Source organism: Vibrio sp. 10N.286.51.E5 (assembly GCF_041469125.1).
Classification (GTDB): domain Bacteria; phylum Pseudomonadota; class Gammaproteobacteria; order Enterobacterales; family Vibrionaceae; genus Vibrio; species Vibrio crassostreae_C.
Genome location: NZ_JBFRJZ010000014.1, coordinates 43,864 through 57,720 on the forward strand (window position 1 = coordinate 43,864; position 13,857 = coordinate 57,720).

General features: G+C 45.4%; 12 protein-coding genes. 8 read left to right on the plus strand and 4 right to left on the minus strand.

Features of this window, described 5'->3' with window-relative positions:
- Positions 1-118: 118 nt before the first annotated feature.
- The 3 genes from AB4161_RS04895 to AB4161_RS04905 all read left to right on the plus strand — a co-directional run bounded on the left by AB4161_RS04895 (position 119) and on the right by AB4161_RS04905 (position 3,419).
- The gene (locus AB4161_RS04895; protein ID WP_372082907.1) at positions 119-1,558 is read left to right on the plus strand and encodes a 6-phospho-beta-glucosidase; all 1,440 of its coding nucleotides are present in this window, start codon (positions 119-121) and stop codon (positions 1,556-1,558) included.
- Between the two features lie 99 nt (positions 1,559-1,657).
- Positions 1,658-2,656 carry a LacI family DNA-binding transcriptional regulator gene (locus AB4161_RS04900; protein WP_136982442.1) on the plus strand — a complete coding sequence of 333 codons (999 nt, stop codon included), beginning with the start codon at positions 1,658-1,660 and terminating at the stop codon, positions 2,654-2,656.
- Positions 2,657-2,858: 202 nt separating this feature from the next.
- Complete coding sequence (locus tag AB4161_RS04905; protein WP_372082908.1) at positions 2,859-3,419, plus strand: sugar O-acetyltransferase; 561 nt, start codon at positions 2,859-2,861, stop codon at positions 3,417-3,419.
- A 67-nt stretch (positions 3,420-3,486) separates the two neighbouring features.
- Here AB4161_RS04905 and AB4161_RS04910 read toward each other — a convergent pair whose 3' ends face one another.
- Complete coding sequence (locus AB4161_RS04910) at positions 3,487-4,674, minus strand: MFS transporter (protein WP_017062388.1); 1,188 nt, start codon at positions 4,672-4,674, stop codon at positions 3,487-3,489.
- Between the two features lie 280 nt (positions 4,675-4,954).
- Here AB4161_RS04910 and AB4161_RS04915 point away from each other — a divergent pair, with 280 nt between their 5' ends.
- Positions 4,955-5,836 (plus strand): LysR family transcriptional regulator, encoded by an 882-nt coding sequence (locus AB4161_RS04915; RefSeq protein WP_136982441.1) that lies wholly within the window; start codon positions 4,955-4,957, stop codon positions 5,834-5,836.
- Positions 5,837-5,957: 121 nt separating this feature from the next.
- Here AB4161_RS04915 and AB4161_RS04920 read toward each other — a convergent pair whose 3' ends face one another.
- Together AB4161_RS04920 and AB4161_RS04925 are read right to left on the minus strand one after the other, a co-directional pair.
- A complete protein-coding gene (locus tag AB4161_RS04920) occupies positions 5,958-6,248 on the minus strand; it encodes a putative quinol monooxygenase (RefSeq protein ID WP_017062386.1) in 291 nt (96 codons plus the stop codon).
- A gap of 207 nt (positions 6,249-6,455) precedes the next feature.
- Positions 6,456-6,953 carry a hypothetical protein gene (locus tag AB4161_RS04925; protein ID WP_108092185.1) on the minus strand — a complete coding sequence of 166 codons (498 nt, stop codon included), beginning with the start codon at positions 6,951-6,953 and terminating at the stop codon, positions 6,456-6,458.
- A gap of 494 nt (positions 6,954-7,447) precedes the next feature.
- On the opposite strand from AB4161_RS04925, the gene AB4161_RS04930 reads away from it, so the two are divergent.
- Complete coding sequence (locus AB4161_RS04930) at positions 7,448-8,980, plus strand: phospholipase D family protein (protein WP_136982440.1); 1,533 nt, start codon at positions 7,448-7,450, stop codon at positions 8,978-8,980.
- 104 nt (positions 8,981-9,084) lie between these two features.
- Here the strand turns inward: AB4161_RS04930 and nfsA are convergent, their stop codons facing one another.
- On the minus strand, positions 9,085-9,807 hold the full coding sequence (gene nfsA / locus AB4161_RS04935) for an oxygen-insensitive NADPH nitroreductase (protein ID WP_102320702.1): 723 nt from the start codon (positions 9,805-9,807) through the stop codon (positions 9,085-9,087).
- A 279-nt stretch (positions 9,808-10,086) separates the two neighbouring features.
- On the opposite strand from nfsA, the gene AB4161_RS04940 reads away from it, so the two are divergent.
- The 3 genes from AB4161_RS04940 to AB4161_RS04950 all read left to right on the plus strand — a co-directional run bounded on the left by AB4161_RS04940 (position 10,087) and on the right by AB4161_RS04950 (position 13,405).
- A complete protein-coding gene (locus AB4161_RS04940) occupies positions 10,087-11,331 on the plus strand; it encodes an NADH:flavin oxidoreductase/NADH oxidase family protein (RefSeq protein ID WP_372082911.1) in 1,245 nt (414 codons plus the stop codon).
- Between the two features lie 235 nt (positions 11,332-11,566).
- Positions 11,567-12,550, plus strand: coding sequence for an HAD family phosphatase (locus AB4161_RS04945; protein ID WP_102320700.1), 984 nt, complete (start codon positions 11,567-11,569; stop codon positions 12,548-12,550).
- Positions 12,551-12,709: 159 nt separating this feature from the next.
- Positions 12,710-13,405, plus strand: coding sequence for an aspartate/glutamate racemase family protein (locus AB4161_RS04950; protein ID WP_102398428.1), 696 nt, complete (start codon positions 12,710-12,712; stop codon positions 13,403-13,405).
- The last annotated feature ends 452 nt before the right edge of the window (positions 13,406-13,857 follow it).

The window sequence follows — 13,857 nt, forward strand, 5'->3', positions numbered from 1 at the left end:
AACTATTGCTGAAACCGGTTTCAAACTGTATCTTTTCTTTTATTGAAATCGGTTTCAGAGTTGCAATGAGCTCTCTAATCCTGATCTTTTTCACGAATAACTTGTAGCGAGTAATGGTATGAACAACGAATTTCCGAACGATTTTTTATGGGGCGGTGCAGTAGCAGCGCATCAACTAGAAGGCGGCTGGGATGCGAATGGTAAAGGTGTCAGTGTTGTTGATGTATTAACAGCGGGCGCTCATGGTGTACAACGTCGAATCACCGATGGCGTGATTGATGGCGAAAACTATCCTAACCAAGTCGCAGTGGATTTCTACCATCGCTACAAAGAAGACATTAAGTTATTCGCTGAGATGGGCTTTAAGTGTTTCCGTACCAGTATCGCGTGGACGCGTATCTTCCCAAATGGCGATGAAGCTGAACCGTGTGAAGCGGGTTTAGCGTTTTACGATGATCTGTTTGACGAGCTGTTGAAATACGACATTCAGCCTGTGGTAACACTGAGCCACTTTGAAATGCCTTACCATCTAGCTAACGAATATGGCGGCTGGATGAACCGCAAAGTGATCGACTTCTTCGTTAAGTATTCAACTGCAGTGATGGAACGATACCAACACAAAGTGAAATACTGGATGACGTTTAACGAGATCAACAACCAGATGAACACCTCGGCAGATATTTTCGGTTGGTTATGCTCAGGCGTGAAGTTTCCACAATGCGAAAAGCCGCAAGAGGCGATGTATCAAGCGGTTCACCATCAGTTTGTTGCAAGTGCTTTGGTGGTTAAGAAAGGTCACGAGATCAATCCAGATCTTCAAATCGGCGCAATGTGTGCGATGGTGCCTTTCTATCCTCGTTCTTCTAAACCGGAAGACATTATGGTGGCACAACAAGCGATGCGTGACCGTTACTTCTTCTCAGATGTGATGGTTCGCGGTCATTACCCAAATTACGCTACGCGTGACTGGGCAATCAAAGGCTTCAACATTGAGATGCAGCCTGAAGATGAGCAGATCCTAAAAGAAGGTAAGGCTGATTACTTAGGTTTTAGCTACTACATGTCGAATACCTTGGATTCTTCTTCTCACCAATCTACAGAAGAAGCGATGGACGGCGGTCATGAAAATTCGGTCGATAATCCGTTCATCCAGTCTAGCGATTGGGGCTGGCCAATTGATCCGACGGGTTTGCGTTTCTGTTTAGCGTCTCTGTATGAACGTTATGAAGTGCCATTGTTCATCGTTGAGAACGGTTTTGGCGCGGTTGATACCATTGAAGAAGATGGCAGCATTAATGACGATTACCGCATTGCTTACCTTGGCGACCACATCAAAGAGATGAAAAAAGCCGTTTCGATTGATGGTGTTGATTTGATGGGCTATACCCCTTGGGGCTGTATCGATTTAGTTTCGTTCACCACGGGCGAGATGAAAAAACGCTACGGATTCATTTACGTAGATAAGCACAACGATCAATCTGGCTCACTAGAACGCAAGCGCAAGAAGTCTTTCGAGTGGTATAAAGGTGTGATTGCATCTAACGGTGCCACTATTTAGAATGCATTCCCCAGCGCAGTTATGTGAACTGTGAGCTGTCATTTTGCAATGAATTAGTCGGCCTATGTCGGCTAATTTTTTATAAAGGAAAAGAAGCGAATGGTAACCATGCTTGATGTCGCAAACCGCGCAGGCGTATCTAAATCGACCGTTTCTCGTGTCTTAAATGGCAAGAACATCGTGCGCCCAGATGTGGTGAAAAAGGTATTTGATGCGATTCAAGAAACAGGTTATCGACCGAACTTGTTGGCTCAGCAATTGGCGACCAAGAAGACCAATTTCATCGGCTTTGTAATTACCAATGAGTTGTTCAATGGCCCTTACTTCTCTTCCTTGATGTATCACGCGGCTTCTTATAGCGAAAAGTCGAATCACCAATTGGTGATCACCGATGGCAAACACAGCGCTGAAGACGAAAGAAAGGCGATCAATTTCCTGCTGGATATGAAGTGCGCGGGCATCATCCTCTATCCGCAATGTTTAACCGAAAGCGAGATAGCTCAGATCATCGAAAGCACTGACACTCCGATTCTGGTACTCAACCGAGAAATGCCGTCGAAGCCCAATCATGCTATTACCACCGACCATTATCAGAGCGCTTGTTTGATGGTTGAACACATCATCGAGCAGGGTCATACTGATATTGCAGTGATTCGTGGTAAAGCCGGTTCTTCGACCGATGAGCTGCGTTACCAAGCCTATCAAGATGTGTTAACTAAACATGGTGTTGCATTGGATGAGTCCAACGTTGTTCAAGGTGATTGGACGATGGAGAGCGGTTATCACGCGGCTCAGGCTTTGGCAAAAAGCAGAACCACATTCACTGCTATCTTGTCTGAAAACGATGATATGGCGATTGGTGCGATTAAGGCGTTAACCGAACTTGGGTACTCATTGCCTCAAGATGTTTCGATCGTCGGCTTTGATAACAGCAAAGTGGGGGCGTTTTTAACGCCAAGCTTAACGTCTGTCAGTGTGCCATTAGAGCAAATGACGCAAAAGGCGATCCTGCAAATTGTCGGTGAAACAGAGCAAGCGACCACCATCAATACCACTGGTAGTTTGGTGTTACGTGATTCGATAGCGAAGCTAAATTAGCACAGTTCGAATTTCATATTTTACCTACAAAAAGTGACGAGCTGCGCATCTCTTAAACCAAGCTCAAACACTCCTTATTCACTGTTATTTAGATGTGCGATATTGCGTTTTTGGTCGATGAATTGACCACCATTAGTTAAGTAATGTGAAGCTAGATAAGTAATATGAAAATAGCTAATTGATGTGAGAACAGGTAAGTAACGTGAAAACAGAAAAACAAAAAATGCTAGCAGGTGAACCTTATCTGGCTTGGGATAAAGAGCTTTATGCAGCTCGTATCGAATGTCGCAAGGTGCTTCAAAAACTCAATAACAGTATTCCTGGCACATCTGAATGGGAAGCAGCAACGCAAGAGCTCATTCCGGACTGTGAAAATGCGCATTTAGAACCTCCATTTCGTTGTGACTACGGCTCGAACATCAAGCTAGGCAAGAACTTCTACGCTAACTTTAACTGCGTGATTTTGGATGTGGCTGAAGTGACTATTGGCGACAATGTGCTGCTTGGTCCGAACGTTCAAATCCTGACTGCAGGTCACCCACTCGATGTGAAAGGCCGTGTAGAAGAAGGCGTTGAGTTTGGCACACCGATTAATGTTGGCAACAATGTTTGGCTTGGCGGTGGTGTAATTATCTGCCCCGGTGTCACCATTGGCGAAAACAGCGTGATTGGCGCGGGCAGTGTCGTAACCAAAGACATCCCAGCCAATGTGGTTGCAGTCGGTAATCCATGTAAAGTGCTGAAAGCGATCGATAACGAGTAATAATCAGATTGAATTGATAAAGCCCGAACCTAGGTTCGGGCTTTGTTTTTTATATTCTTGCTAGATGCTAGATGCTAGATGGAACAGCTTGCTGTGCTTGCTTCTTATCTAACGCACCACTGAATCGAGTCAGAACAAGAGCAATCAAAACGATCACAGCACCTACCCAAGGGGTGTTCATTAATCCAGATTTCGCGACAATCAAACCACCGCCCCATGAGCCTAATGCAATACCGACGTTGAAGGCTGCAATGTTCAATCCAGAAGCGACATCGACGGCGTCTGGTGTGTATTTCTCAGCCAGTTTCACAACATACACTTGTAGTCCTGGAACGTTACCGAATGCGAATGCACCCCAAACCAAAATGGTAGCAACAGCTGCGTAAGGGTTTACTGCGGTAAAGTTGAATACCACCAGTACTGCGGCTAAACCAGAGAAGATAACGGTCAGTGCTTTAATTGGGCCCATCTTGTCGGCCATTTTTCCGCCCCAGATGTTACCGACCGCCACTGACACACCGTAAACCAACATGATTAAGCTGATTGAGCTCGAATCAAACCCTGATACGTTTTCCAGTATTGGAGCAAGGAACGTAAACGCTGTGAATGTGCCGCCATAACCTAGTGCTGTGATAGCGTAAACCAACAGTAAGCGTGGTTGAGTTAGAACCTTTAGTTGTGCCGAAATCTTCGCTGCTGGTGGTTGCTTAAGGTTGCTTGGAACCAAGATAGCGCTGCCGATAAGAGCAATAAGACCAAGCAGAGCAACGATCAAGAAGGTCGCTTGCCAGCCAAAGGTTTGGCCGATATAAGTGCCCAGTGGTACGCCGGTTACCAATGCAACCGTTAAACCTGTAAACATGATCGCAATGGCACTGGCTGCTTTATCTTTTGAAACCAAACCTGTCGCGATGGTCGATCCAATCGAGAAGAACACACCATGGGCAAGGCCAGTCAAAATTCGTGCGGCGATCAGCGTGTTATAGCCTGGAGCTTGCCACGCCAATAAGTTACCAATGACAAACAATGCCATCACGGTCAGCAACACCGCTTTACGATTCCATTTGCCGGTTAATGCCGTTAAGACTGGTGCGCCAATAGCAACGCCAAGCGCGTATAAACTGACTAATAGGCCTGCTGATGGCAGAGATACATTCAAGTCGCTCGCCATGGTAGGAATCAAGCCTACGATGACAAATTCTGTGGTTCCGATGGCAAAGGCGCTGAGCGTCAATGCAAGTAATGCTAGTGGCATAATCATCTCTCTTACTGTTCTTTGTTAAGTACCGAGCGCGATAAAATGGGGCAGCTTGTGACTGCAATAGGAGCGCTTCGTTTGATGGCGAGGATTATCTAGCAAAATATATTTGTGAAAAATGCCATCATTAACAAATAACCTTTGTGATATTTGCAATAATTGGAGGGTTAGCCGATCATTGGATTAAGCTGATGAGATCGAAAAGACACCGTGATTTGAGCTGTGATGAGCACAAGCGAGATGACATTAAACAAAATGAAGATAGCGAAGGAGCCTCATGTTAACCCGTTCAGATGATTTAGAAATGGTACTCACCGTTGTCGATGCTGGTGGTTTTTCTGCGGCGGCAGAGGCGCTGGATGTGCAGGTCGCCAAGGTGTCTCGCTCGGTGAGTAAGGTTGAGTTACAACTCGGCGTCTCAATATTCAACCGAACAACGAGACGCGTGGAATTGACGGAGGAAGGACGGCAGTTTGTCGATTCAGTCAGGGTGGGATTACAGATGATTCAGAGCGCGGAAGAAGAAATCGTGTCGCGCGGTGAGTTGCCAAAAGGTCGTTTAAGAGTCGATGCCGCCAGTCCATTCGTATTCCATCAGCTAGTGCCGTTGGTGCAGTCATTCAAAGAGGCTTACCCAGACATTGAGTTGGAACTCACTTCCAACGAAGGCTTCGTTGATCTTCTCGAAAAGAGAACCGATGTTGCGATTCGAATCGGTAAGTTGTCCGATTCAACATTGCACGCTCGCCCGTTAGGAAAAAGTTTACTCCATATTGTGGCGTCACCTGATTATCTCGCTAAGCGTGGGCTACCCACCAAACCTGAAGATTTGAGTTCGCATCAAATTGTGGGATTTTCGGGTAACAAAGTGCTTAACCATTGGCCTTTGCCAAACCAAAGTTATGTCGCGCCTACTGTGACAGCCAGTAATGGTGAAACGGTGCGTCAACTGGTATTAGCTGGAAATGGGATAGCTTGTTTATCGGGGTTTATGGTGCAGGAAGATATGGCAGCAGGTCGCCTAATCCCTATTCTGGAACAAGACAAACTTGCCAACACAGACCGAGAGCGAGTGAATGCGGTTTACTACAAGTCGTCATCGGTCTCTAAACGTATCTCGGCGTTTATCGATTTTATTCAGCCCCGTTTGAAGCTCTAACTAAGGCAGTTGACGATATCCGCATAAATGAAAAAAGCCCCGCTGACGTGCAGCGGGGCTTTCAAATCGAACTCGATAGCTTGTCAGTGTGCTTTCTAGTAACAGACTACTGAAACTGTACTTAAGCGATCTTAGTCATCTCGTTAAGTGTAAATGACGTAACACTACCTTCGGTTGCTGCCATGTATTCAGCAAGGTGGGTATTACCCATGTGTGTTTGCCAAAGTTCACGCGACGTCCAGTTTTCGTAGAAAGTGAAATGTGCTGGGTTTTCATTGTCTTGGTGAAGGTCGTAGTTGATGCAGCCTTCTTCAGCGCGAGTAATATCAATCAGCTTTAGCAGCTCTGCTTTAACCAATTCAATTTTGTCTTCGTTAGCGACGATGTTTGCGACGATAGTTAGTTGAGTCATGTTGGTACCTATATTATTTTTCACCGAAATGGTGATTTGTCTGTGTTTACAGTGCCACTCTTTGTTCATTGAGCTGCAGTCTGTGTCGATGGATAAATAATAGTGGGAATATTTGAAACGATAAACAGTGCTACATTTGAATTATTGTCAAAAAATAATTGATAATAACTTGGGTATTATGTGCTACTAGGCGTAGGTGAGGAGTATTTAGAAGCCGCCCGCCCACGCATCAAAATCGTCAATATTGTCGAGCTCTTCTTTAGTTCTTGGGGCTGGGTAATAAGGCAGAGCCAATCTTTGAGTGGAAGGTTGCAGTTCCCAATCGGGTGTAATCTTGAGTCGGGTTAATTCATCGTTGAGGCGCACAGACATATAGTAGCCATCGGCATGGGTATTGGCGTAACTCGCGATTGTGGCGATATCTCCAGAAGGTAATTTTACGTCTCGACCCAGTGGATAGAGCTGGTGCAATGCGAAACTCACTTTGGGATCTTCAAGTTTGCCTTGCTTAAAGCGTTCTAATCCGATGGCGGTTGAAGTGGTGCGCGGCTTCCACCCTGTGAGGAACAATCCACTCAAGTTATCTTGGAACGGCTTACCCTTTCGATTGCCTTCATTGGTAATGAATTGAACCGTCAATGTATCTCCCGATTCTTGCAGAATATCTAAAAACTGTTCACCAGTGCGATCGACCAAAAGCTTCATAATATCCAGTTACCATCAAGAATGAGAGACAATAAAGGGTACTACTATAGGGAAGGCTTGTGTAGGGACGATAAACGTTATGTAGCGTGAACAATGTTTTCGGTGTTGATCCTTACATGCCCTTAGATCAACAACAGCTTTAGCGCTTATGTAAGTAATGCGTTTGCACAATCTCATATAAGTAAGTCGACACGCCTGTTAGTGTGAAATCAAGCGGTGAAACTAGATCTCCAAACAATGGTGAAGCATCACCCAGACCGAATAGAGCTCACCATTGACATGGTCGAAAAGCCGCTGAGTTTATACTGTTTGGCACTCACCCAACTTAAGTGATTTGTGGGCCAATTTACCGACCTTTAAATTTATACTGGATAATTACCTATAAATTTCAGGCTTTAGCAGTAATAATCAATGAATAGATCGGAATAGCTTGTTCATTGAAAAGCTGTACGGAAAGTTTCTAAAGACGCCATCGTGAAAAGGAAGTCAGATACATGCCTGTGCTCCAACGCATCAGTTTAACGTTAATCTTAATCGCCGTTTTAGGTGGGTGTTCTTCACTTCCTGAAGGCATCGATCATCCAACAGAACCGCCAACCTCTCCTGCACCTAGTTCTTTATCGGTTCTAACCAATGAATTTCAGCCTGAAGCTTTAGAGCAAGGCACCACTGCGGTTCGTCTGCAAGAGTCTGGTTGGGATGCCTTGGCACAGCGATTAGCGCTGGTCGAAAGTGCCGAGCACACCATCGACATTCAATATTACATCTGGAACTCTGACGAATCGGGCAGCTATCTCGCTAGCCGTTTATTAGCAGCGGCCGAGCGCGGTGTGAAGGTTCGCGTAATGCTGGATGATATCAACCTCAACGAACGTGAAGGGTTGCTGTCGGCACTGGATGCACACCCGAACGTCGAGATTCGTATCTTCAACCCAACACCAACACGCCGCGGTTTCAGTAAATGGCTGAGCTTTGTCGGCGACTTTTCTCGTTTAAATCGCCGTATGCACAATAAGTCGTTTACCGTCGATGGTGCTTTGTCTGTGGTGGGTGGACGTAATATTGGTGATGAATACTTCGACCTTTCTGATGAAATCAATTTCCGAGACCGCGATGTATTAGTCATGGGCTCGGTAGTTAACACCATCCAAACCAGTTTTGTTGAATACTGGAACAGCCGTTGGTCTTACCCTGTCGATATGCTGGGTGATGACGAGCAACCTGATCTCTCGAAGATAGATAATATTGTCGTTCCGCATTATCAAAATTACCCGGAATTGCCACTAGATCGTAAGGCTGCTGATAGTTTGCTGAAAGAGGTGATTGGTGAGATGGCATGGGTGAATGCGCGTTTTGTTTACGATCAGCCTGTTCCTGATGATTCAGACAATACCGATGAACCGAAAGCGACCGCGATTCTTCTAGGTAAGTTAGCGAGTGAATCGAAACAAGAGATCTTATTGGAATCGGCTTACCTTGTATTCGATGATGGTCAGCTTGAAGAGTGGCAAGTGTTGAACAATAAGGGCGTTGAGATAAAAGCGCTAACTAACTCTATGGCCTCTAATGATCTGGTGACTAATCATTCTGCTTATGCGGGCAGACGTTACGATATGTTGGAGCATGGCATCGATCTGTTTGAGCTAAAACCAGAATCTAAGTTGTGTGAAGCATCGACTCAAGACGCGTCTAAATGTGCGCCTGAGACAGCCTATGGCTTGCACGCTAAATCAGTCGTATTCGACCGCAGCATCGCGAGCATCGGCTCATTTAACTTCAACTTGCGCTCTACCTACCTCAATACTGAATCGGTTTTGATCATCGAAAATAAAGAGATTGCTGAAACGTTAGCAGACACTATTGAGCAAGCAATGAGTGAAGATAATAGCTGGCGCTTGGAATTGGAAGACGGTGATGTGTATTGGTATTCAGGCGATCAACGTTGGGACAGCGAACCTGACACTGGTCAATGGGAACGAATGCAGTCAGGCTTCCTACAGTTGTTACCGATTGAGAAATATCTGTAAGCTAGCCGCCTCCGGATAAATAAAAATGTCAGCGTATATTACGCTGACATTTTTGTTTGTGGCGATGGAAAGGTAGCTTATTTATCTAAGCAGCGTCTTGAACGTTATCTTTTAGTCAGTTGCTTACTGTTCAAATACGGCAGAATATGTGGGCGAGATTCGCCAGACAGCTTTTGAGTGATCTGCTGTGACCAACTGCTCTGCTTTTGGTTGCTTGAACGGCTTGCGTAGTAGCTTTGCACCGAATCATCGTAGCTGGCAATGTCATCTAGGCTCAGCGGTTGGTATTGGTTTTCGTGCATCACCACATGAGCAGGAAGGCGAGGCTTAACCTCTGGTTGCTGTGCCGGGTGACCTAAGCACATCCCGAACAACACGGCGGTATGTTGTGGTAGTTCTAACAGTTCATCGACTTGTTGTGCGCTGTTACGCAGCCCGCCAATGTACACGCCACCCAAACCTAGAGATTCAGCCGCCAGCATGCAGTTTTGCGCCATGATGCCAGAATCTACCGCGCCAATCAGGGTCAGTTCAGTAAAGTCGGTTTTCACTTCAGGGTTGATTTGAGCGTGGCGTTGATAGTCGATACAGAACACTAAAAACTCAGCCGCATTCTCAACGTAAGCTTGGTTACCTGCGTATTCAGCTAACAGTTTGCGCTTCTCTTTGTCTGTCACTCTCACGATAGAAACAGCCTGCAGTAAGCTCGATGATGAAGCCGCGAGACCAGCCTGAATAATCACATCAAGTTGTGCTTTTTCAATCGGTTGATTTGTATATTGACGAATGGAGCGGTGCCCCAGAATAGTTTCAATCGTGCTGTTCATAACTCTCAGACAGTCCTTGTGATGATGGCGTAGAGAATCACAATAACGACAATTACCATGAGCGTAAAGGGTGTTCGAGCCTTTCTGGTTGACATATTTCAGCAGCGTCAGCCCAGTTTTTGAGATTCTATTTATAATCGATTAATGCCAGCTGCTATGCCGCTGGCATTTTATTATTGAGCGAAACTTGCTTCGAAATAGGCACTAAATGATAAAAACTGTCGGATAAAATAGGGCATACTGGACTCAATATATAAACCAAAGAAAGTAACCACGCGCATGAATCCGATCTGCCTCAACGACCCTTTTTCTCTTCCTAATGGCCAAGTGATCAAAAATCGCCTGTTCAAATCGGCAATGAGTGAACAGCTAGGTGATAAACATCATAACCCTAAGCAAGGTTTAGTCACGCTTTACCAGCGTTGGGCTCAAGGAGGAATTGGCCTATCCATGACGGGCAACGTGATGGTCGATAGAGGTGCGCTTGGTGAACCTAAAAACGTTGTGTTGGATGAGCAAAGTGACTTAAGCGTATTTCGTGAGTGGGCGAAGGCTGGAACACAAAATGGTTCGCAGATATGGATGCAATTGAACCACCCAGGAAAGCAAATCCCTAAATTCTTATGTGATAGCCCGGTTGCGCCTTCGGCTATCTCTTTAGAGCGTGGATTAGAAAAAGGCTTTAATACGCCACGAGCTCTGACTGAGACGGAAATCATCGCAATCATTGATAAATTCGCGCTGAGTGCAAAGCTTTCAAAACAAGCGGGTTTTACCGGTGTGCAGATCCACGGTGCTCATGGCTATCTCGTGAGTCAGTTTTTGTCTTCAAGACACAATCAACGCCAAGACAAATGGGGTGGATCACTCGAAAACAGACTTCGTTTTGTGCTTGAGGTTTATCGCGCGATTCGAAAAGAGGTCGGTGAAGATTTCCCGGTCGGAATTAAGCTCAACAGTGCTGACTTCATGAAAGGTGGCTTCACTGAAGAAGAGTCGATGCAGGTTGTGCAAACACTGAGTGATAACGGTATCGACCTGATTGAGATCTCCGGCGGCACCTATGAAAGCCCATCGATGATGGGTTCAAAGAACAAAGCCGAGCCATTGAAGACCAGCACGGTAAAACGTGAAGCGTATTTTATGGATTACATGGTTAAGGCGAGAAAGCTTGTGAGCACGCTGCTGGTGGTCACGGGTGGTTTTCGAACCGCGCAAGCAATGAATGACGCATTAAACACCTCGGCGACCGATTTTATTGGCATTGCGCGCACAATGGCGGTTGATCCTGATTTCCCTAACAAGTTAATTGAAAACCCTAGTTACGGCATGCCGCTAACGGTGCCAACCACAGGAAAACCTGCATTAGACAAGGTGGCGATGGTCGGGCTGGTTTGGTATGAACATCAGATGTGGCGCATTGCCTCTGGCAAGAAAGCCGACCCAAAACTAAGCGCACTCGGTGTGGTGTTAAAAACAATTTTCAGCGCCGGCTGGCACGCTTTCAAAAAGCGCAGAGCGTAAGCAGTCATGGATTGTTAAAGCAGAACTTTGAGGAATTGAAGTTCTGCTTTTTTGTTTGTCTCCTTTTAAGTTCTCGATAAATACATCGCAGAGCACCCTCAGCCAGCTTAGCTGTGGTACTAATCTAATACCAACATGAGCATTGGTTATAGTGTTCATAAGTGGCAAATAAGAGTAGACAAACTAGGATGAATTGAATTAAACCCTACAAATAATTCAACAACATGGTAGTGCTATGAAGAAAATAACCCTTTTGTCAGTTGCGATTTTATCTAGCATCTCTTTCTCATCTTTTGCAAAGGATTGTGATCCCAACTTGCTGCCTTCTTGGAAGGACAGCGAGAGCAAATCCGCTATCGTCGACTTTGTTGGGCAAGCCACTAAAGCTGAGTCTGATACGTTCGTGGCAATTGAAGATCGCATTGCCGTGTTCGATAACGACGGTACGCTTTGGTCGGAAAAGCCTTATTACTTCCAATTAGCCTTTGCACTAGATCGTGTAAAAGAGATGGCGCCTGATCACCCTGAATGGAAAACCGAAGCACCGTTTAAGTTTGTACTCGAAGATGATATTGAGAGCGTTCTGGGCAGCGGTGAAGAAGGGCTATTGAAAATCATCATGGCGACACATTCTGGTATGACTGTTGAGCAATACCAGCAAGACGTTGAGCAATGGCTGACGGTAACAAAAGATAAACGCTTCAACAAAGCCTACACAGACCTTACTTATCAGCCAATGAAAGAGATGCTGACTTACCTGCAAGAGCATGACTTTAAGACTTATATTGTGTCGGGCGGAGGCGTTGATTTCATGAGGGCGTGGGCTCCTGATGCTTACAATATCCCGTTAGAACAGATCATCGGTAGCGCACTTAAATACAACTACAGCTACAACGACGGTAATCCGACCGTTACCAAAGGTTCGTCCATTTTGACCATTGATGACAAAGCCGGAAAGGTCAGCAATATTCAGCATATTATCGGTAAGAAGCCGATTCTAGCAGTAGGTAACTCAGACGGCGATCAAGCGATGATGCAGTGGGCAACCAGTCAACCAAACTCAATGGCGATGATTGTTCATCACACCGATGCCGAGCGCGAGTGGAAGTATGATCGTGAGTCCCATGTGGGTAAGCTTGATAAAGCACTCGACGAAGCGAACTCCAGAGATGATTGGACGTTAATCGACATGAAATCCGATTGGTGTGAGGTGTATTAACCCACACAAACATTCGGACAAAACAGCAAAGGCTCGGATGGTTCATTCGAGCCTTTTGCTAAATAGCGAAGACTTCGTCTCATTTTCAGCAAGATCGTACTATAAATTTTTAACGCATGACGCTTTAATCGGGATAGTCAGAAATTAAAGGAATAAAAAATGAAAACGATCGGTTTGCTCGGCGGTATGAGTTGGGAGTCGACAGTGAGCTACTACAAATCCATCAACGAGGGCGTTAAAGCCACACTCGGCGGGCTCAATTCTGCAAAGGTTTGTATGTACAGCGTGAACTTCGATGAGATAGAAAAGCTTCAACATCAAGGTCGCTGGGCTGAGACGGCGGATATCTTATCGGACGCGGCTTTATCGGTAGAGAAAGCCGGAGCGGACTTCATCCTGATCTGTACCAATACCATGCATAAGGTCGTTCCTGAGATCGAAGAGAAGATCACGATTCCTATCTTGCACATCGCTGATACCACAGCGCAGAAACTGCTGGAACAAGGAGTGAAGAAAGTCGGGTTACTCGGCACCGCTTTCACGATGGAACAAGATTTTTACAAAGGGCGTTTAATCGATAAATTCGGTATCGATGTTGTGATTCCTGCCAAGGATGACAGAGAGAAAGTCCACAACATCATTTACCAAGAGCTGTGCCGAGGCGAAGTAAAAGAAGAGTCTCGCGCTATCTATAATCAGATCATTGAGAGGCTAAGCCAGCAAGGATCAGAGGCCGTCATTCTAGGCTGTACTGAGATCGCCTTACTGATTCAGCAACAACATACCGATGTGCCCCTGTTTGATACTACAGCCATTCATGCAGAAGCCGCGGTGCGTTTGGCGACGAGTGACTAACTTCTAGTTCTTATTCTTAGTTCCATAGCTGTCCTATTTTCGCTCTTGTACGATTTTCATTCGTTGAAGTGAAAGTTTTTTGTACAAAAGCAGGTCGTTAGTTAAAGAAGCGATGCTTTGTTCATTAACCAAGGCCTTATCGGTAGGTAAGGTTTTAGTTAATGATTGAGGTATCCGCGCTTTTAAGCACTATGCTTTAGTCATGACCGAAAGAGGATTTATTATGAAATGGCTTATCTTATCTGTAACGCTATTGTTCGTGGCAGGATGCCAATCGACAGGCTCTGACACGTCTTCACATGATCAAATGAATCGAGTTCATTCTGGTGGTTGTAGCAGCTAATCCTTTTTTGAAAATACTTTTTAGCTGCTGTTATTATCATTTCTGTCACTGTTCTTATAAAGAACTCACTTCTACAAAGCCTTGCGATTATGAACTGACCCCCAATAGT

Excerpts from the sequence above, each read along its gene's own strand:
- AB4161_RS04895 (WP_372082907.1), top strand. The coding sequence starts at position 119 with ATGAACAACGAATTTCCGAACGATTTTTTATGGGGCGGTGCAGTAGCA.
- AB4161_RS04950 (WP_102398428.1), top strand. The coding sequence starts at position 12,710 with ATGAAAACGATCGGTTTGCTCGGCGGTATGAGTTGGGAGTCGACAGTG.
- AB4161_RS04920 (WP_017062386.1), bottom strand. The coding sequence starts at position 6,248 with ATGACTCAACTAACTATCGTCGCAAACATCGTCGCTAACGAAGACAAA.
- AB4161_RS04925 (WP_108092185.1), bottom strand. The coding sequence starts at position 6,953 with ATGAAGCTTTTGGTCGATCGCACTGGTGAACAGTTTTTAGATATTCTG.
- nfsA (WP_102320702.1), bottom strand. The coding sequence starts at position 9,807 with ATGAACAGCACGATTGAAACTATTCTGGGGCACCGCTCCATTCGTCAA.
- AB4161_RS04910 (WP_017062388.1), bottom strand. The coding sequence starts at position 4,674 with ATGCCACTAGCATTACTTGCATTGACGCTCAGCGCCTTTGCCATCGGA.
- AB4161_RS04940 (WP_372082911.1), top strand. The coding sequence starts at position 10,087 with ATGAATCCGATCTGCCTCAACGACCCTTTTTCTCTTCCTAATGGCCAA.
- AB4161_RS04900 (WP_136982442.1), top strand. The coding sequence starts at position 1,658 with ATGGTAACCATGCTTGATGTCGCAAACCGCGCAGGCGTATCTAAATCG.
- AB4161_RS04915 (WP_136982441.1), top strand. The coding sequence starts at position 4,955 with ATGTTAACCCGTTCAGATGATTTAGAAATGGTACTCACCGTTGTCGAT.
- AB4161_RS04945 (WP_102320700.1), top strand. The coding sequence starts at position 11,567 with ATGAAGAAAATAACCCTTTTGTCAGTTGCGATTTTATCTAGCATCTCT.
- AB4161_RS04930 (WP_136982440.1), top strand. The coding sequence starts at position 7,448 with ATGCCTGTGCTCCAACGCATCAGTTTAACGTTAATCTTAATCGCCGTT.